Here is a 20,612-nt window from a genome sequence, read left to right as displayed (position 1 = left end):
TTATTTATTTGCTTGCGTACTGCCTCAAAAATGACAAAGATTGCTCCAATGCCTTCATTCCAGACTCGGTATCTAGCTTAAATTGAAACTCATGCTCGGTAATCGCTTCATCCTGCTCGAAAAATAGCGAATGAACCGGGACATTCACTGCCTCCAGCCTTGCAGCCAGCTCTCTTCCGTGCTCCTCAAATGAATTTTTGTTGCCATCGGTAATAAAGGTTGGCGGATAATCCTTCGTCACAAAGTTCACAACCGAAGCTAACTTCACCTTCTCCACTTCATGCCAATTCTTCTCTCCGATGTAGCTCCAAGCTACTTGATTCAAGAAAAATTGCACAGGCAGCGAATACTTCGTACTGTGGAACAGTTGAAGATCGAATGGGCCGCAATACAGCAGCATTCCCTTTATCGTGTCTCGTGGCACTGCTTGCTCCATACCCATTTGACGTGCCAAATCTGAGTTCGTCTGAATAGCTGTATAGTTGCTGGCAATCTGTGCTCCTGCCGAATCTCCGGCAAAGAATAGCCGATTTTTATCAATCGGGAAGCGATCTGGATTTGCCTTCACATATTGATAACATTCATCCAGTTGCAAAAGAGGTGTAGGATATTTGGCTTCTGGTGCGCGCTCATAATTCATCGCCAATACCACATAACCTTGACTTGCTAACATGGTGGAAAAAATCGCAAGATCCTTCTTATCCCCTCCAACATACGCACCTCCATGCACCCAGATAATAGTCGGGTATGATTTCGCTTCTTCGGCGCTTGATGATTGTGGCAAGTATATATCGAATCGGTTGTCCTTATACCTTGATGGATAGGTCAAATCATGCTGAACCTGCACTTGGCTGCTATACGAAGCATACCCTGCTGGCTGGGTCGCGATTGGAGTCTCAAATAGTTTTCTTACAAACAGCGCCGTTAATGCAGGTGTGCTGTTCACCAATATGTAGGGAACCAAAATAATGAGAACAAGGGAGATCAGAAGCCAGATTCTGCGTTTTCGCGGTTTTTTCGTACGTCGCATGACCAGCCCCCCTTTGACTATTTATCCATTATAACGCATAAATCATTCCACTCAAAAATCACAAAGAGCGCATAGCCTAGCTATCCAGACTATCACGCTCTTAGTTATAAGCCAATGCTACATTGACGTGTATAACGGCAACGATATCATTAAGATTGAGTTTTTATCCATTTCGCCATGTCTGTAATGACTTCAAACGGTACGTTGCCCGGCAGCATATATTCTTCTCCGGTCGATGGTTTATCATACGGTACAAAAACATGGTTCAGCTTCGGATACAGCTTGTATGCGACATTGGTACGAGACGACAGCGCCTTCTTCCAGCCGTCTAAATGCTCCTTGCCCACTTGGACATCATTGTCCCCTTGGATGAGGAACATCGGAACTTGCTGAGTCTTCGCAATGTCTCCGCCATAATAGTCACGGAAATCAAACCACCAAGAAGGTGTGCCGATTGGCAGATTTTCCGGGTAGTTGTCGACTGTATATTCTTTATTTTTTATGATTTGAAGGGACTGCTTCCAAGCTGCTACTTGTGCTTCCAATTGAGCAATTGCCTGCTCTGGAAGCTTCGACTCCTTCGCACGAGCCAATTGGCCTTCGAATTGCGTCAGCATGAGATCCTCAAGCGGGCCAGATGGCCCTGCTGCAACTACAGCTCCCCGAATTGCCTTCGCAGTATCTTGAGCAAGAATTCTAGGCACGAGCATTCCGCCTTGACTGTGGCCAAGCACAAAGATCTGCTGCTTGTTCAGCCGCTTGTCTTGGGCCGCCCAAGCAACCGCATGAAGGGCATCATCTATCGTCTCTTCCTTCACCGTAAAGCGTGGAACTGCGGTGGACTGATACGAATATTCACGCGTCCGCTTCTCATAACGAATCGTTGCAATCCCTTGCTTGGCAAGGCCGACGGACAGGTCACGGAACATCTTGCTGCTGCCGATCGATTCATCTCGATCATTCGCACCCGATCCATGTACAAGCACCAGAACCGGATAATTTCCGTCTCCTGTCGCTGGCACTGTCAGTGTGCCCGGCAGCTTGAATTCCCCTTCTCCGATTACGATCGACTCTTCTCTATAAGCACCCTTATCATCATAGGATGGGGCTTGATACTGACCTTGGGGTACGAAGTTGAAATACATATCATCCACCAAGCCGTCCTTAGCATAACGGAGTACCACGGATAATACCGAGCCTTTATCAGTCTTGAATGAGACGGCAGCATTACGATGCACATCATTTTCAGTTTGCGTGACTTGGATCAATTGGGTTGGCTGCCCGAACATCGTCGTAATTTGCTTGGCAAACATGCCGATCGGGTACACGTGACCCGCTTTCTTGAGTGCCGGAGTCAGAGAAGATTGGATCTGCTCCACCGCTTCCGGACGGTCAGCGGCTGCTGCGAATTGCATGACAAATTGAGACGCACGCGTCTTCCAGTCCGACGTCTCTGCTTCCACTTTCCCATTTACCCACTTCGCTTGAATGTGCAGGGCTTCACACAGATCGTTCCAAGGTACAACCAGAGTTCCTTGCTCCACTCTAGGTGCCGCAGTCAGCTTCAACGGTTGGCCGCTAATCGTCGATTCAACAGACCCGCTGCGTACGATCCATACACGATCCCCATAAGTAACCGTTGCTTCTTTCGTACTCTGATCCCACTTTACATAAGCTCCAATTGCGTTCGCCGCTTGCCGCAGTTGCACCATACTAGCAGTTTCCTTCTTTTCTGATGCCGCTTCCTGCTTCGTCTCCTCCGCAAATGCAGTTGGGACTGCGCTCCCGAGCAGCAAGCATGCTGCCATCATCCATTTCCAAGCTGATTTATTCAATTGGAATCCCCCCGGCCACAGAATTAGAACCCATTAGACATTTAGATAAATGTCTAAATAAAAGATATCACAACACCCAATTCCATGTCAAAAGAATCCATAACCCCTCTCCCCCTAACATTGGCGGGGATAGTCGCTATGAATCCAGCTCATATTAACAACACATTCGGTTCACGATTGAACTGAGTGCAGCACGGCTAGACAGATGCTTGCATCTATCCAGCCGCAAACTTACTATGCCTTATTGGGCTCATTTCAAGAGGAGGCTATCATCCATGTCCATTCCTAAACATCGCCGGGAAAACGCCGATAAAATCCGCAAGCAAACACCGCATGCGCATGGCAAGGTGAAATCATTCAAGGAGCTTGTTGAGGAGTAACATGCATGATAAGGGGCGACTTGGGCATTTCGCTTATCTCGTAATGATGCAGCGAAGCTTAGTCCCCCTCCTTCTCCCTAATGGTATGAAAATTGTATCGTATCACAAAGAATGAATTGATTTGAAGGCTGATTTTCCTTCTAGGTGCAAAAGCTTGCATGGAGAGGTATTCATTGTACGCAGATACATCGTACGCAAAGTCTGAAGATTGGAAACTTACTTCTCTGGATTGTTCTCTGATTGTTCTTTCATACGTGCGAATACGAATTCATAGCTGTGGTTGCCATGATTCAAGGATCGCTTAACGCGTGAAATGGTAGCCGTGCTTGCATTCGCCTCAGCTTCAATCTCACTGTATGTGTTATGGTTGTGCAGCATCTTCGCAACCTGAAAACGCTGAACCATCGTCTTAATTTCATTTACTGTGCACAAATCATCAAAGAAAGCATAGCACTCTTCAATCGTCTCCAAAGATAAAATCCCTTGGAAAAATTCATCTAACGCTTTCCCCTGCAGCTCTTCTATTAACATATGTTTACCTCCTTGAGTACTGACTGGCTGATTTCCAATCTCATCATGTTGAAGGTGGGATTAGAAGGTCATTCATATGACATATCCAGTTATGTGATTTTTTTCTCCAAGTATCTGAAATAGGTATAACATATTATAGCATTATTTTTCATTAGTAATTAATACCACATATTTCATAAGAAGAGCAGCACCTTCCATAGAAAAAAAGCTGGCTCTATGCACCAACTTTTCTTCTTATCGTTTGCGATTATGCTGCTTTGGAAGCTTTGGAAGCTTTCGTAGATTTTCCCAAGAAACCGTACAAAATGTTGAGAAGCGGTGCAACAATACAGAAAATAGCGAACGGCAAATATTCAAGTGTCGATACGCCGAGTGTCCCTGTAATAAATACCCCACTGACGCCCCAAGGAATGAGCGCATTAAAAGCTGCTCCGCCATTGGCGAGTATTCTCGTCATTTCCTTGCGTCCCACATCAATCGCATCATACTGAGACTTGAACGCTTCTCCCGGTAAAATAATGGACAAGTACTGCTCTCCAAGGAGAAGGTTAATCCCCATCGAGCTAAGCGCCGTCATCAGAATCAGCTTTCCTTTTGTGCTAACAAATGAAGAGATGCGAGAAATAATCGTTTTGATGATGTTCATTTCTACCAACAGCCCGCCTAATGATAATGCAAGCAAAATAAGGGATACAGACCACATCATGCTCTGGATACCGCCGCGAGACAACAGCTTGTCCACGCTCTCAACGCCTGTCTGCGCAACATAACCATCCTGCATCAGCTTAGACAGGCTTGCCAAGCTTGTTTCTGGGTGATAAATAAACAGAACTCCGATGGTAAAGACAATGCTTAGCAGCAAAGTCGGGATGGCCGGAATCTTGCGCCATGCACATAAGAAGAGTACCAATACCGGAATCAAGGTCCATGCAGATACGGTAAATGACGAATTCAAAGTCTGAACAAGTTCATTGATTTGTTCGCCTGTCGTCAGCACCTTCGCGTGACCTACAATTCCAAAGAACAAAAGCGAAATCAGGAAGGCGGGAATAACAACTCGCAGCATATAACGGATATGTTCGAACAAGTCAACCTCACCAATGGCCGAGGACAGGTTCGTTGTATCCGATAAAGGCGAGACGTTGTTTCCTAAGAATGCACCTGAAATGATTGCCCCGGTCGTAATGGCGGGATGGTATCCCATAATCTGCCCCATTCCGAAGAAGGCAATACCTACAGTTGAGATCGTAGTGAATGAGCTCCCTACTGTAATACCAACGACTGCACAAATGATAAAAACAGAAGGCAAAAAATATTTAGCGGACAAGATGCCAAAGCCATAAACCATAATCGTCGGAATTGTTCCTGCTGCAATCCACACGCTGATTAAGGCTCCAATTAGCATAAAGATGAGAATAGGGATTAATCCGGGTGTAATGCCGTTCGATATTCCTTTGTGAACGCGATCCCAAGATATGCCCTTTATTTTAGCGAAGACGATAATAATCCCCAGAGAGAATAGTATCGGAATTTGTGGATCCATGCTTAAGCCGATAATACAAGCTCCTATAATGGCTAATAAAACAACTAAAAGAAATAGGCTTTCTTTCAGTGTAACCTCTTCTTTCTTCATATAAGCCGAACTCCTTCATGACCAACTATTGCAATGCTGCGCTCGCAAATGGGGTCTATAGATTGGACATATACCTGCTGTGTTTAGCAATTCATGCGTTGTTCAGCCTTATTGTACGCACCATGCCATACAGGTCCTACAAATTGATTAAGCGCGAATCCGCCTCCAATGCCTGCTGTAACGAATTGCTTCGCTGTAGCTACTGCATCCTTGACCGACATCCCCTTCGCAAGACCAGCAGCGATAGCCGCCGCAAATGTACACCCTGCACCATGATTATGGTTCGTATCCAGCTTCTCTGCTTCGAACAATGTGAACGATTGACCATCGAACAGCAGATCAATAGCCTTCTGATCTTCCAATGTCTTGCCACCCTTAATGACTACGTGCTGTGCTCCAAGCTCATGAATCTTGGTTGCAGCTTCCTTCATATCCTCTAGCGTGCTAACTTTGCGAATTCCCGCAAGCTGTCCCGCTTCGAATAAATTGGGCGTCACAACCGTTGCTCTAGGAAGCAGAAGCTCTCGAATGGCTTCCCCGTTTTCCGGTTGAACAACTTCATCCTCGCCTTTGCACACCATAACTGGGTCGATGACGACATTCGTGATGTCGTGCTGGTCAATAACCTCTCTAAGCAGTTCGATCACAGGAATGGAACCGAGCATGCCTGTCTTCATCGCATCTAGTTTGCCCCCAGATAGTACGGTTTTAATCTGATTGCGAACAAGTTCAGGATCAATCGGATATACGGCATGATGCCAGTTGTTATCCGGATCCATCGTAACGATGGAAGTAATGGAAGAGAAGCCAAATGTTCCGTATTCTTCAAACGTTTTCAGATCCGCTTGTAGTCCAGCGCCGCCGCTAGAGTCCGAACCTGCAACCGTTAATACCTTTTTGATGTTTGTCATATCCAGCACTCCTTGGATAAAGAGGAATGCGCAACAACCGAAGATTGTTACGCATTCCATTTTATAAATTTGAAACTTACATTTCGTACAAGTATATTTTTTCCAGCTTGTCTTGAATAGCTTTCTCAATCTTAAGCGCATATTCTTCGAATACGTCTTTGTCATGAGCATATGGAGACAAGGCACAAGCACGAAGGATTGTAACTTTTTCAACACGATCCCATTCTGCTCTGCTGAATCCAAGGCTGTTGACGAATTCCAATGGGCTGTTGCCATAGTCAGGAATTGCAAAGTCTGTATGAGAAGTGATGAATTCGTTGTTATACAATCCGCCCTTCACATAGGAAGCGTAATTGAAGAATTCATGGTTCAATTTGTTCATTTTCTCCAAGTCTGTGTTGCCTTCTTCGTTAAATACATAGTCAACCATGTTAAAGTCTGGTTTAGTCAATGGATGAAGTTTAATCACTTTGCCATTAACGTTGAATGTTCTTTCCTTCAAGAAGTTGTAGAAGCGATAAGCGCCTTCGATGCTTGCGCCCATCAACTTACCAAAGCCTGTAACGTTAAGCGGCAATACTTTGTGAGCTGTCCATACAGCTGCTGCTGTTGCACCGGCTTTGGAACCTTCGAGAATGTACGCGCCGAGCAATGCTGGGATATCTGCACCCTTCTCGAACACGTATGTTGCGAAGTAAGAGATTGCATCGCGCATTCTGATATCTTGAATAACGATTGCACCTGCAGAGTAAGGGATATAGCCCATTTTGTGCGGGTCAATTGTAATGGATTCAACTTGGCTCATTGCTTTGAAGGCTTCATATACGTCTTCAGTAAGCCATTCGTCCTTCAAGCTCATATCTGTGAAGACATTGTGTTTCTTGAATACTTCATTAATTTTGTTATATTCGATGAATTGATCGTTTTCATCCAAGAAGATGGAACGTGCATATCCGCCGTAAGCTGCATCGACATGGATATAGAAGTAAATGCCTTCCTTCGCCAATTTTTCACGAAGGGCAACCATTTTATGAATATGGTCGATTTGACCTTCTTCTGTACTGCCGACTACGCCGACAACCCCAAGGACTGGTGTATTTTCTGCTGCCAGTTCACGAATGCGTGTTTCCAGCTTTTCAATATCCATGTGATAGCTGCTGTCTACATCGATTGCTTCAACAGCATCCAAGCCGATACCGATAATGTCGGCTGCTTTCAACCAGGAATAGTGTTTTGTTTGTGGAATCAACCATTTACCAAGCTTGTCCAAATAACGGCCGCTGCGTGCGGATTTTGCTTTGATATCATCCAATTTGTCTTGAACTTTGTCCAAGATGTCCATAATTTCATTCGTAGGCATGTTGAGCAATTCCCATTCGGATTTGCCTTCTACATGCTCAGGTGCAACTTCTTTAATTGCAAGCGGCAAGGACTTGATGTTACGTGCATACCAGAGACCTTCCAAGTTCGCGATGGAACCATCGGCACAGATGTGACCCCAGCTATGTCCTTCGCGATAGCTCATCATTTTGCACAATTGATGTCCAACTTCTTCTTCCATTTGGGATGTACCCGGAGAAGATTCATAAGCTACGTTGTTACCATTCCATAGCATTGCTGCTGTATAAGCGATAATCGCAGGCATCAATGTTTCAGAGTTCATATGACCCCAGAAGCGTCCTGCTGTATGCCAAGGCAAGGATTCGGAACGAAGCTTGGAAGACAATTGATCGAATACGCTGCGCATATGGTCTGCAGTATTTTGGAAGCTCTCAGAGCTCTTATCGAAAGGAGAGATGACTGGCAAATCTTGCGGTTGATAGTTTTGTCTCCAGCCAACATGCTCGTCCACAATTTTATTCAATACTTCTTTGAAGAGATTAACGTTCTCGCCTTTAGAACCAAGGAATAATGCTTTCAAGTTAATTTCCGGAATTTGATAGTTCATGTTCTATTCCTCCCGTGATGTATAAATGAATTGAATGTGATGAAACGAATTGATGAAGCACTTAATTTGTGAAACTATTCACTCTTTTTCCAGCTTGGCTTCTTGAATTTATATATGATAAGGGCGATGCCCACCATAACAATTGTTGCGCCTACTTGATAAATGATATAACCCGTTGTTTGGCTTGGTTCGAGAATAGATGGTGGAATCAAGCTAACAACCAATGTAATGCCTACGCTCAACAAGGCCAGCAAAGCTACGAACCACATCAAGCCATTGCCTTTGCTGCCAAGTCGGAATGGTCTTTCGACTTCAGGCATTTTGTAACGAAGACGAATTGCTGAAATTGCGATAAAAGCATATACGAGACAATAGAGAATTGTCGTTGTAATTGTGATAATCAAGAACGCACTGTTTACGTCAGGTACTACGATATAAAGAACGGAAACTAACGAGATAACAATCGCTTGAATCAATACGAACGAAATTGGAATACCTTTTCCATTTCTCTTTTGGAAGAATGGCGGCAAGTTACCATCTTCTGCGACCTTGATCATCGATTTACTTGGTCCAAGTACCCATGCACTAAGCTGAACGAGTACACCGATCAAAATCATTGCCGAGATAATATTAACGAAAATTGATGGAATGCCTAAGTCTTCACAGAAGATCAGGTAAGGCTGCGTAATGTTCGCAAGCTCCATTTTCCCCATTGGAACACCGTTTGCTACAGTAAGACCTGCAATCAGGTTGAAAATAACCAGCAAGATAACGGAAGCGATAACTGCAATCGGATAGTTGCGTTTCGGATTTTCGATGTTATTCGCATGTACAGAGGAGATCTCTACACCAGCGAAGATAAAGATGATACCGGACAAGAATGCCAAGCTTCCCAAATCGCTTAGATTCGGCAACAAATTGCTTGCTTTGAAGTCAGCCAAGTAACCTTGTGGGTTAATTCCATTTTTGAACATATACATAAGACCCAGGATTACAAGAATAACGAATGGGATATACACCCCGATAATTGCGCCCCAGTTACCTGCAATTTTGACCATATCGAACTTCAAGTTCAATAATGTAACGCCCCAATATGAAATCAGGATAACTGCGAATATGAAGTAATTGTTTGATGATAAATCGGGAACATTAATGACGTATCCGAATAGAACCCCTACTGTGGATGCGACCATTACCATCCCGAAGAACATTTGTACCCATAAGAGCCATGAGGTAACGAAGCCCCATTTCTCGCCTAAAGCGTTTTTAACCCATACTTGCGGTCCGCCCTCTTCAGGGAACCCTGTTGACAGCTCGGCTGACATCAACGCGATTGGCAAGGCGAACAATACGGCTGCAACCAACATATAAAAGATTTGAGTCCAGCCGGTGGCGGCAAGTGTCGGCACACTACGAACAGTACCGAAGAACGCCATCGTAATCCCAATTAACCCGAATAGCGTCAACTTTTTTGAATTGGCCATTGATCTATCCTTCTTTCTCTCAGTTGTCTAACCTTTTCAATCTTCCTAAATTATTCAAATCAATGAATAAGGTATGAATTGAAACTATAGGAATGCAATTGAAACGCTTCGAGCTCACCCCTTGATCATATGAAATTATTTATATAGTTTTGTTAATCGATTAACTTGCACCGTCAGTATACGCCTCATTTTTTTGTTCTGTCAATTCGATTCAACACCTTGTCACATAAGGTTTTTTCGTCATTTTCCAGAATCTTGTTAGCAAATACTTTAAAGCTTTTTCCAGCAATTCGATGAAGGCTTTAAAGGTTTTTCGCTTCTATAGGTAAAAGCATTTCCAGGGTGAAATAGTGAATATAAATTCGGTAAATAGTATTTTTATATATACATCAATTCATCTTCTCTATCATTTATTTATTGATATTGAACACACATCCTTTCAATCATGAAATAAAAGCACTCATGGGGATTGGTTGCCTACTAGACGATATCACTATCATGCGTTGGGGAAGTTGTTCTTATTCCCTAAGGTTGAACGTAATTGAGGGCAAAACTGGATTGGGGAACAAAGAGTGAAGAAAATACAAAAGGGAATACTTATACATGCTGGGGAATATGTTTACCGGCTTGCTGGAGTAAGGGAAACCTCTCAGAAATAGATAATACCCTCTCTATTTCTATTTTTTATCAAATTCCACTCAAATGCTTGAAGTACGCAGACACAAATGCAGAGGATTAATTTGGTAAGTAATTATGTTGAAATCGGCTATTCTTATATCAAAACAAGTACTCTTTCTTATTTTCCTATGATAATCCTCATATTTTAGTTGTGAAATATATCATAGCCAAACATTTCAATTTTTGATCTTTTAATTGCCTTTATAGATTAATGCGCTCAATCTGCATCAGAAAGTGTATAATTTCTCTTCAACTCCCACTTTTTTGAACCAAGCAGCATTCATTGGTGACGTTCCGTACAAAGAAAGGACTGGATTTTGTCTCAATCCAGTCCTTCAAACTTCTATCATCTATATAAATTAAATGATGACTCTATTTCTTAGGATGATGATCTATTTGAGCCGTATCCCAGGATACCAATCGAGCATGATTTCGAATGCAGCGTTCGCTACGACATCTTCTATTCGGTACTCGCTCAAATCATATACAGGGTCAGGCTTCAACTTCTCCATATATTCCTTCATCACTCTGCTGTATCCAATTAATCTGCGAGAAGGGAGTAGGGTACTTGGCTCACTACTCTCCAACCTTCGTTGTCCCCTATTCACTACAAGCTTGTCCAAGCCTTCGTCCATCTTTTGAACAGTCGCCTGCTGATCGCCCTTTGGGTTCACAACCTTCACGTTCACGGTCACATGGTCTACAGATTCTTTATCCAAAGCTCTGCACCATAGACACAACCACGACTCTGCCTTAATATAATACCTGCCTTGAAAATAACTCTTAATTGTTGGAAGCAGAATATGTAGCTTAGGCTGGCAACTCTCTTCATTTCGTATAATATCCAACATTCGAAAGCAACCTAGCGATATCTGCTTTACCTGTTTATACTTGCATAATCGATTGAACGCAATCAGCATACGGTCAAGTTCTTCATTCAGTTGATCGAGAGCCACTTCGGCAATCCCGAGATCGAGCATAAGCCAATTGACTTGCATGTCCTGATTGATAGCCGATATAATGCGATGATTCAGTAAAGCACTTTGCAGCGATTTTTTCCATGATTCTGGCATTTGGTTATCCTGCCCCCTAACTAAAGGAGATAAAGGAAAGAGAATAGCTGTAGCAGCTATTCTCCAAATTTCATAAGCAACTATTCTCCCAATTTCACGAGGCTGTAGCTCTTTTTCCCTTTACGGATAATAATGAAGCGGCCATCGAAGGAATTGTCCACAGTAACTGTCATTTCCAGATCCGTTACTTTTTCTCCATTCATCGAAATTGCACCGTTCGCAATATCTTCACGCGCTTGACGCTTGGATGGTTCGATACCAAGATCAACGAGCCAGTCTACAATGTTTTTCTCTTCCTTAGAAGCATGGAATGTAGGCATATCTTTGAAGCCTTGCTCGATTTCATCTGCAGTCAGCGCTTTGATATCTCCGCTAAACAAGGCAGCTGTAATTTTCTGAGCTTGTACCAATGCTTCTTCGCTATGAACGAATTTGGTCATTTCTTCAGCAAGTACACGTTGAGCTTCACGTTTATGCGGCTCAGTTTGTACTTTCTCTTCCAACGTCTTGATTTGCTCTTGCGTTAAGAATGTGAAGAATTTCAGGTATCTAATTACATCACGATCATCTGTGTTTGCCCAGAACTGGTAGAACTCGAATGGAGTCGTTTTGTTCGGATCGAGCCAGATTGCACCGCCAGCAGTTTTACCGAATTTCGTACCATCTGCTTTGAGCATCAATGGAATTGTCAAACCAAATGCTTTAGCTTCTGATCCTTCTTTTTTGCGAATCAAGTCAAGGCCGCTTGTAATGTTACCCCATTGATCCGCGCCGCCGATTTGCAGTTGTACGTCTTCATTAACGAACAAGTGATGGAAGTCCATCGACTGAAGAATCTGGTACGAGAACTCAGTGAAGGAGATCCCCGTATCGAGACGGCTTGCTACGATATCTTTCGCCAGCATCGTGTTGACGCTGAAGTTCTTCCCGTAGTCGCGAAGGAAATCAAGAATTGTTACGTTATGAGTCCAATCGTAGTTGTTCACCATGCGCAGGCCAGTGTCGCCTTCGTTCAAGAACAGCTTCTTCATTTGCGCAGTCAATGCATCTACGTTATTTTGGACTTGATCCATCGTTTGCAGCGTACGCTCTGTTGTACGGCCGCTTGGATCGCCGATTGTCCCTGTTGCTCCACCAATCAAGATCACCGGACGGTGTCCTGCAAGCTGGAATCTCTTCAGCATCATGAATGGAATCAAGTGTCCGATATGCATGCTGTCCCCAGTAGGGTCAACACCACAGTATAATGATATCGATTTCTCGCTTGTTAATTTACGCAAACCTTCAGCATCTGTCTGTTGATTAATGGCACCGCGCCATTCCAATTCATCGATAATGTTCATCATTGTGATTCAGCTCCTTGGTGTGAATTTATATTTGATAATTGGGAATGTAAGTTCAAAACGCTACCTTATAGGTTTAGAAAAACAAAAAAATCGTCTCCTTGTCTATTGTAGACATAGGGACGATTAATTAACCGTGTTACCACCCAGCTTGCATGAACAGTGCTGCAGCCACTATTCATACCACTCTCGGCAATGATATCGATTGCCAATCCGCTTAGCGTTACCTAAGAACCTCCGGAGTGTAATTCGCAATTCATTGTGTGTACCAGGTCGCATCAACCCCTGGCTTTCTGAGAACAGTGACAACATTGCTACTTCGCTCTTTCATCGGGTTATTCAATATTAGATTACTGACAATCATAGTGCTATTCAAATGGTTTGTCAACATTATTAATTTGAATATTAAAAATAGGAGGCAACTAAATTAAAAATCAATTTATAAATTGAAAGCAATGTAAATATCCAGAATGAACTGCAAACCTGCCGGATTCGGTTTCGGTGGATTAGGAACCAAGTAATTGGTTCCCTCAAATGAGACAACAATACTGACTACCCTGTCTGCATCCAGAGCCTCAACTGTAAACAGAGTAGAATATACGCGAGTGCTTTGCCAGTTATAGGGTTCTATCTCTGTTAATCCTGTAGCAGGTATATTGGGGGTTCCCGCTACCAATACAAGTTCATCTAACCCATCTGGCTGAGGAGCTGCTTTTACAAACTGATTGTTTATCAACTCAAAAAGCTCAATTTTTGCTTCCATCGCATTATCGGCAAAAGCAATTAATGTAACAGCGAATGCCTCAGTTGTCCCGCTTGGAATGCTTCTCCCAGCAGACGCAGCGCCAAAAGCTACCGTCTGTCCATCTGATGTTGTTTGATCCCAAATGTATTCAGGGTTGGGATTATCCCCGAAAGGGGGAAAATTATCATTATCATATTTTTGGATTAATGGCCAAACCGGATTCAGATATCTGGGAACCGTAGCTGGATTAGCTCCTTGTACATTTGCTGCATTAAATGCAGCTTGAGCCATGTTAACACCAAGAAAAACAGTAGACGCATTACTGGTAATCCTTTGAAAAGCAATAAGATTAGCCATATTACACATCGCCTTTCCCTGTTAGATTGGGTGATTAAGAGCAGCGAAAAAATGAAGAAGTCATGTACATTCCTACATGCTATGTGTGTATAACTGAAATTGTCTGTGCTTGTTTGTGTGTAGGATGAAATCGCCATTGATCGCGAAGGATTCAATGCCTTTCGGGCGAAAGATGATATTGATTGGAATCCCATACCCTAGTCACTGTAACTGGGGTCTATACGATGATGCCGCTATTATCTCCTGGGCTTACGCTAGTGTCTACCAGACCGCATATGAATATTTGTACTTCCAGCTCATGAAAAGACCGTCAGGATGATCCCTGACGGTCTTTTGGGTTCTGCGCGTATTCGTTACTTATTCAACATCATATACAGCATCTTCGAGATTTGCGCTCTCGTTACTGAGCCGCGCGGATCGAAACGGTTGTTGTCTTGGCCGTTAATGATACCCGCTGCTTGCAGCTTCGTCACCGCATCCTTCGCCCATCCGGCAATGCTGCTCAAGTCAGCAAATGCTGGCACGGAGGATGATCCCGCAAGTGGCTTTTTCATGTATTCTGCCATTTTGGCTAGAATCACTGCCGCTTCTTGGCGCGTAATCGGCTCAGTCGGACGGAAGTTGCCGTTACTGCCCTGTACCAATCCCAGTTCAGCCGCTTTGCTCACAAAGCCTGCATAGTAACGGTCTGCCGCTACATCCGCGAATGGCGTCTGTCCTTCTGCTGCTTGGATACCCAGCGCACGGATGACGAGCGTCGCGAAATCCGCTCTCGATACATGCAAGTTCGGGCGGAATTGGTTATTCTCCATCCCCCTAATGATATTCTTCGCAGCCAGCTTGAGGATGTACTCATCAGCCCAACCGCCAGTTAAATCAGTGAACTGCTTGTGCTGCTCAAGCACCGCGAATTGCGCCAGTTGATCCGTCGTGGAGTTAATTGTGCTCCCATCGAACGTACCAGCGATCATCTCTGCTTTGCCATCGACCAGACGATACATATTCGCGTAATCTTTCTGCAGCATCTTCATTTGCTCTGCCGTTAGCGTACGCTTCACGGTAATCGGACCGCTGAATTGCTGAACCGCCGTCTCTGTCTTTCCTTTGACCGTTACTAGCTTGAGCGTGAATACTACGCTTGTCGACTTCAGTTCACCGTTCGAGCTGATTGCCGCGTTGATTGCCGTCTGGATTGAGGAATTCATCGTCGGATCAATATGAAGTACGATGCGATCCGCATCTGCGATGCCATTCGGCAAGGAAGCTGCCGGAATCGTCACGGTAAATCCAGAGCCCACAATTTCAATACTCAATTTGCGCTCTTTCGCTTTCTGCACACCAGCCGCATCCAACACGAGCTGAGCCGCTTGTTCCGAAGACGTTGCCTCGAGCTTAATCGCCACTTTACCGTGCTCTGCTTCATTGACTGCTTTTTCAAGCGCAGCGCGATCTACCTCATAAGCGCCATCCGCGCCCGGTTTAATGCTCATAACCCCTTTGTCCGAAGAAGTCTCCGGCTTAGGCTGAGGTTTTGGATCAGGCTTTTGTTCTGGCTTTGGATCTGGTTTCGTAGTACCAGGGCCTGGATCAGGATTACTCACCTTACCTGTATAGAAGCCCCAAATATCCGATAACACTTGACCGCTGTTGCCGTCTTCTGCCTTCGTATACCATTGATAGTAGCTATCGCCCTTGAGACCATTCCAAGTAAAAGCTGCCTGCTGGCCGCTCTGCACGTTGTTCACTTTGCCGATCGGTAATTCACTATAGACCTTCACGCCAATGTAGTCGGTTGCGACGCGTTTGGTCTTCGGCTGTAAATCCAGATCCAGCGAGAACTCGTCTTTGCCAGGATAGAACTCAGGATCATAGTAATTGTAATCGTCCAAATACGGCGAATACGTCTTGATGTGAAGCTTGTTGTTCTTCATGTCGAACTGCATCAGACGGATATAGCCGAGACCACCTTCCGGCGCGCCTTGATAGTCAGCGAGCATCTGATAGACTTTGCGCTTCTCGCCGTTGTCGTCCTCCAGCTCATCGATCTTCAGCTGCGCATCGTGATAGTGTCCGGACAATGCCGCGATGACGTTCTTGTTCGGCTTAATGACTTTCTCGAAAATCTTATCGGCAATCGGGGCACGGTTATTGGATACGAGCATGTATTCATGCAAGCACAAGATTGCCTTACGCTCCGGATATTTCGCTACGACTTCATTCATCCAGTCGATTTCCTCGTCACCCAGGCCCCAGCCCATATAGACGATGATAAAATCATTGCCTCCGGCCGAAACGAGATCGTAGTGTCCGCGATTGTTCTGATAGGACTCGCCGTACGTTGGCATATCCTTGAATCTCTGTTCTCCGAAATATTGCCAGTACTTCGTATAGTCGTTGTCTTGGTGACCAACATCATGGTTACCAGCAAGCACGCCGTAAGGAATGTTGGCATCTTCCAACACCTTCATATCCTCGTCCGCTTCCTGCCATTGATACTCTTGATAGGATTTATCGACGATGTCTCCCGTATGGATGACATATTTAATATTGTTGCTCTCTTTGTTATCCTTCACCCAATTCACGATTTTCTTGTAAATCTGAGGATAACTCTGCGAGTAGTACTGCGTATCCGACATCCATACGAAGGAGAAATCATACGGATCTTGGGCCGTATCAGACTTCAGTTCCTTCATCTCCGCGATCTCATCTTGCACGATGATCTGGATTGTCTGTCCCATTGCATAGTCTTCGACTTTAACCGTGGACTTCAATTCGAAATCCTCTGTGCCTGCAATGCGGGTAACGAGCTGCACCCATTTCTTCGCGCTCTCGTTCCAAGCATACAAGCTGACTTTACGTCCTTCGATCGATTTGCCCTTCCAGACGATATCGACGCGATCTGTCTTCTGAACCGCTGGGTCAAGCTTAATCTGATAACGTTGGTATGGGAATTGCTCCACTGCGTCATTGACTAAGTAATCGCCGTCTTCTGCGCTGATCTTACGGTAGTCCTCTACCGTTAATGTTTGCTCTCCTTCCGGAATCATGACTTTCGGCGGTTCGGTATCGGATGCGTTCATGAAGCCTGTGAATCCTTCTGCAGTGCGGTTGCCATCATATTGGAAGCCTCTGTAGAACGTGACGTTCATCGGATCATTCATCGGATCCTGCACTTTCACCTTCAGACCCACGCTGCCGCCCAATTCGGATTGACCTTGCGTCGGCGCGATCAATTCCGGCTTCAGCGGATTTTCCTCCGGCGTCGTGAATGTGACCGTGCGCTCCGCTTGATTACCCACCTTATCGGATGCCATAATCGTCAGCGTGTGCTTGCCCGCCTTCATGCTGCCGGAAGATAAAGCATAGGGAAGCTTAATATCTTGGTTATCCAGCTTCACGATCACTTGGTCTACGCCGGCAAGCTGGTCTTTGATCTCCGCATCCAGATTGAAGTTGCCGCGGTACTGCTTGCCTTCTTCAACATTCGGCTTGATCGAAGGCGGCGTATTGTCTACCGTGACATTCGCTGTCACGTCAACGTTGTTGCTATCGGTCACTTTCACCTGATGCGCGCCGTCCGCCACTTTGGTCGTATCCCAAGCATAGGCGCGCGACTGGAAGTACTTCGCATCCAGATTGAAGTTGAAGCCAATTCCTTCCATTTTTACCGGGCTGTCGCCGATCTTGATTTCTTTACCCTTCACGTAGAGTGGATCCCAAATCTCGGTACCGTCCGCTAGCATTAAGCGTACGTTTCGTACTTCGAAATCGTCTTTATTCTCTTCCTTGCGGTCATCGAATGGACTTGTCTTCGAACCTGCACGAATATAGATCACGTTATCCGCACCAATATGGAAGCGGCTCGCATCGATTTTAAAAGTCAATGTCGTATACGTCGGGATCGGATCCATGAACGTATAGAGGATCGTCTTATCCTTCTCGCTCTCCGGCCCCATCGTGACGGCATTCTTGAAATAATAGTCCACGTTCTTCGCTTCGAAGACGAAGTATGCATCATGCTCTAATGCATCGAACGAACCTTGTGTAATCGCTTGGCCGTCTACGCTTAACTTCAACGTATTCGCAGGCGCTGTCTCCGACGTCCCTTTCAACGTCTTCGTGCCGTTCACGATATCCCCGTTCTTCACGTTGAGACGGAGCGGATCATGACCCGGCTTGCCGGTGATGTCCACCTTGGCCTTTGCCGTCTCCACCTCATTTGTACCGTCAGATACCATGAAATAATATTCAATATACTTGCTGCCGATCAGCGTAGCTGCAGGCACGAGATAATGATACAACGAATCAGTGAAATTCTGCGTCAATGCATAACCGGTATAATCCGCTTCTTTGTCCGTGCGGATAAAGACTTTTACTGTCGCCACTTGCCTCTCATCATCCGCAAAAGCTTTCAGATCAAGGTTCTGCGATTGCTCTACCGACGTTATGCCAGAGCGGTCTTCTGCCTTTGGTGGCGTCGTGTCTTGCTCGACATGTACAGGCACGGCCGGAACGAGCGCCGGATCGATCATGCCAGGAGCAGGCGCCGCGAGCCCGGAACTTGTCTTGATCATCGTGATGCTGCCGTCCATTGGATATTTGAATAGAATCGCTTTGTCTTCCTTGGTCTCGTCGCTCACGCCGCCTTCATATACGGTCGTTGCGTCATAATTGGCATAAGAAATTTCTTTGCCCGTGTTCGTCTTAATGACGATACCACGGCGACCCGAATTCGCCATGCCGTCACTCATGATTACGAACAAGTTCGCATCCTCAACCAAGTTCGTCTTGTGGAAGTTGTTGAAATCCGCAGCCGTATAGCTATTGTTCGCGCCGTTCTTAATCCAGAACACAACCGACTGCTGAGAAGGAATCATGAAATCTTCTTTGGTCGTAGGCCATTTCAAATCAGCTTCCGGTCCATCATCAGGATATCGATAGTTGACCTTGTAGTTCTTAAAATCGATCGGTGAATCGGTATTGTTGTACACTTCAATCATTTCGAATGCGTCCGATGACGTGTTCGGCACGTTCGTCGTGTTCGGAACGATCTTTGTCACCAGCAAGGACGGCACCTTTGCTGCGTTAAATGGCGGGATATTGACATCCACGGAGTAGCTCTTCTCGACGTCTTTCACACGAATGGTGTAATCGAGCGTAGATTCGACGAACGCATTCGCCGGAATGGTCACGCTATAATCATTGCCATCAGGTTGCAGCTGCTTCATTGTCAGAAGGGTGTACTTCGCCTGCGATGGCGACTTGTACAGCAGCTCCACTTTGTCAATTTTGACTTTATCCGGATTGTTCAGCTTCGCAGTAATGAGCAGATCCTTCGCATCGACTTGCTTCGCCGAAGTATGCTCGATTTGAAGCTTGTCCCCTTGTACCGGCGGCAAAGATTCGATCTCGACCGCATATGTACCCGTACGCTCCGGCTGCAGATTTCCGTCCGCCGCTTCAATATAGTATTGAAGCAAATTGCCATCAACGACCGCTTGGCCCGGAATCGTAGCCGTATGCTTCAAGCCGTCAGCCGACGCCATCACTAGCGGCGTATAAGCCGCCTGAACGTCTGTTTTATAGTAGACGGAAGCGGTAACTGAAGTCAGGTTGCCTGTGATGGACGCATCGATCGGCACATCTTGATTCACGAGCGTCTTGCTTGCCGGCACGTGATCGAAATTCAAAGCCGTAGCAGCAGGCGGTTCCCCGATATCCGAAGGGAATGCCGGCACTTGAATCGCCTCAACGGTTCCTGGGGAAGCCGGTTGTGATTCCGCTGCGCCTACCATCGCCATATTCTTGCTTGCATCCATTGGATAGCTATAGTGAATGCCGAAATTTTCTTTGGACTTGGTTACCGAATAAGCCGCTTTGGCAATCTCGACACCGCCTAGCGTATGAATCGCTACGCTGCGTTCTCCCGTATTCACCATGCCTCCGCCGGCATCAATCCGGAACAAATTCGTGTTTTCAATCAAATTGGACGTATATCCGTTAATTGTATAATTGCTGTTAAATGCATCCGCCGTCTCGTTCGTATTACTGCCATTCATGATCCAGAGCACGATCGTCTGATGCGGCTTGATAATCACGGGAACTTGCTTATCCGTAAGCGACCAGTCATTGTTGCTGCCGTTGTTATACACGATTTTGTAATCTCTGAAGTTGATGTCTCGGTTCGTATTATTGTAAATCTCAATACTCTCATAGCCGTCGGCCGAATTCACATTCTTCGTATCTGGCACCAGCTCCGTAATTAATAGCTCTGGTACCTTAGTATAATCGAATCCAGGTGAAGCTTGCGCCAATGCGGGCTGCAGCACGCCAAGCAGCATGCTCCCCAGCAATGCCAGAGACAACCATTTTCTGCGTATTCGCATGTGATCTTTTCTCTCTCCTTTGTTATCTGTTACAGAATGGTAGATGTATTGCTACTGAATTCTACCTCCAAATTGTAATATCCAGGTCATCCCCATATGGAGTGTCTGTAAAAGAAAGTGAAAGCAAAAAAAAAGGAATCACGCGATCTAGCCAGGGGGATGCACCATTTATTTAGAACAGAGTATTATAATAAATATAGTACCTTGACTGTCAGTGTAATATATTTTATTATGCAGTTGTGGAGGTGATTGTATGAGCGAGAACAAGATCACATCCG

General features: G+C 45.2%; 12 protein-coding genes and 1 other annotated feature. Of the genes, 1 reads left to right on the top strand and 11 read right to left on the bottom strand.

Translation table 11 applies throughout. The features are described from left to right. Positions 1-4 precede the first annotated feature (4 nt). The gene (locus tag ABN764_RS11005; protein WP_446671893.1) at positions 5-1,030 is read right to left on the bottom strand and encodes an alpha/beta hydrolase; all 1,026 of its coding nucleotides are present in this window, start codon (positions 1,028-1,030) and stop codon (positions 5-7) included. A 149-nt stretch (positions 1,031-1,179) separates the two neighbouring features. Beyond that, entirely contained in the window at positions 1,180-2,865 is a 1,686-nt protein-coding gene (locus ABN764_RS11000; protein ID WP_446671892.1) for an alpha/beta hydrolase family protein, read from the bottom strand. Positions 2,866-3,140: 275 nt separating this feature from the next. Between ABN764_RS11000 and ABN764_RS10995 the strand changes: the two genes are divergently transcribed. After that, positions 3,141-3,245: a DUF6254 family protein gene (locus ABN764_RS10995; protein ID WP_005543954.1), complete on the top strand. Its 105-nt coding sequence runs from the start codon at positions 3,141-3,143 to the stop codon at positions 3,243-3,245. A 216-nt stretch (positions 3,246-3,461) separates the two neighbouring features. Here the strand turns inward: ABN764_RS10995 and ABN764_RS10990 are convergent, their stop codons facing one another. From ABN764_RS10990 to ABN764_RS10950, 9 genes are all read right to left on the bottom strand, one after another. Next, a complete protein-coding gene (locus ABN764_RS10990) occupies positions 3,462-3,776 on the bottom strand; it encodes a YerC/YecD family TrpR-related protein (RefSeq protein ID WP_065291372.1) in 315 nt (104 codons plus the stop codon). Positions 3,777-4,023: 247 nt separating this feature from the next. Beyond that, entirely contained in the window at positions 4,024-5,409 is a 1,386-nt protein-coding gene (gene nhaC / locus ABN764_RS10985) for a Na+/H+ antiporter NhaC (protein ID WP_174810417.1), read from the bottom strand. A gap of 83 nt (positions 5,410-5,492) precedes the next feature. After that, entirely contained in the window at positions 5,493-6,320 is an 828-nt protein-coding gene (pdxK, locus tag ABN764_RS10980; protein WP_021254318.1) for a pyridoxine/pyridoxal/pyridoxamine kinase, read from the bottom strand. Positions 6,321-6,396: 76 nt separating this feature from the next. Continuing rightward, positions 6,397-8,268, bottom strand: coding sequence for a tyrosine decarboxylase (gene tdc, locus ABN764_RS10975; RefSeq protein ID WP_142545739.1), 1,872 nt, complete (start codon positions 8,266-8,268; stop codon positions 6,397-6,399). Between the two features lie 74 nt (positions 8,269-8,342). Next, the gene (gene tyrP / locus ABN764_RS10970; RefSeq protein WP_021254320.1) at positions 8,343-9,752 is read right to left on the bottom strand and encodes a tyrosine-tyramine antiporter; all 1,410 of its coding nucleotides are present in this window, start codon (positions 9,750-9,752) and stop codon (positions 8,343-8,345) included. Positions 9,753-10,822: 1,070 nt separating this feature from the next. Next, the gene (locus ABN764_RS10965) at positions 10,823-11,503 is read right to left on the bottom strand and encodes a protein rep (RefSeq protein WP_446671891.1); all 681 of its coding nucleotides are present in this window, start codon (positions 11,501-11,503) and stop codon (positions 10,823-10,825) included. Positions 11,504-11,583: 80 nt separating this feature from the next. Beyond that, positions 11,584-12,846 (bottom strand): tyrosine--tRNA ligase, encoded by a 1,263-nt coding sequence (gene tyrS, locus ABN764_RS10960; protein WP_065291396.1) that lies wholly within the window; start codon positions 12,844-12,846, stop codon positions 11,584-11,586. A gap of 115 nt (positions 12,847-12,961) precedes the next feature. Next, positions 12,962-13,186, bottom strand: a binding site (T-box leader). Between the two features lie 99 nt (positions 13,187-13,285). Next, positions 13,286-13,948, bottom strand: coding sequence for a hypothetical protein (locus ABN764_RS10955; RefSeq protein ID WP_446671890.1), 663 nt, complete (start codon positions 13,946-13,948; stop codon positions 13,286-13,288). Positions 13,949-14,301: 353 nt separating this feature from the next. Continuing rightward, positions 14,302-20,334 carry an S-layer homology domain-containing protein gene (locus ABN764_RS10950; protein ID WP_446671889.1) on the bottom strand — a complete coding sequence of 2,011 codons (6,033 nt, stop codon included), beginning with the start codon at positions 20,332-20,334 and terminating at the stop codon, positions 14,302-14,304. Positions 20,335-20,612 lie beyond the last annotated feature (278 nt).

Origin of the sequence: Paenibacillus wuxiensis, from assembly GCF_040195695.1 — a bacterium.
In the GTDB taxonomy this organism is placed as follows: domain Bacteria; phylum Bacillota; class Bacilli; order Paenibacillales; family Paenibacillaceae; genus Paenibacillus_B; species Paenibacillus_B suaedae.
The sequence above is the reverse complement of the archived record's forward strand: the minus strand, read 5'-3'. Positions and strand labels throughout refer to the sequence as shown.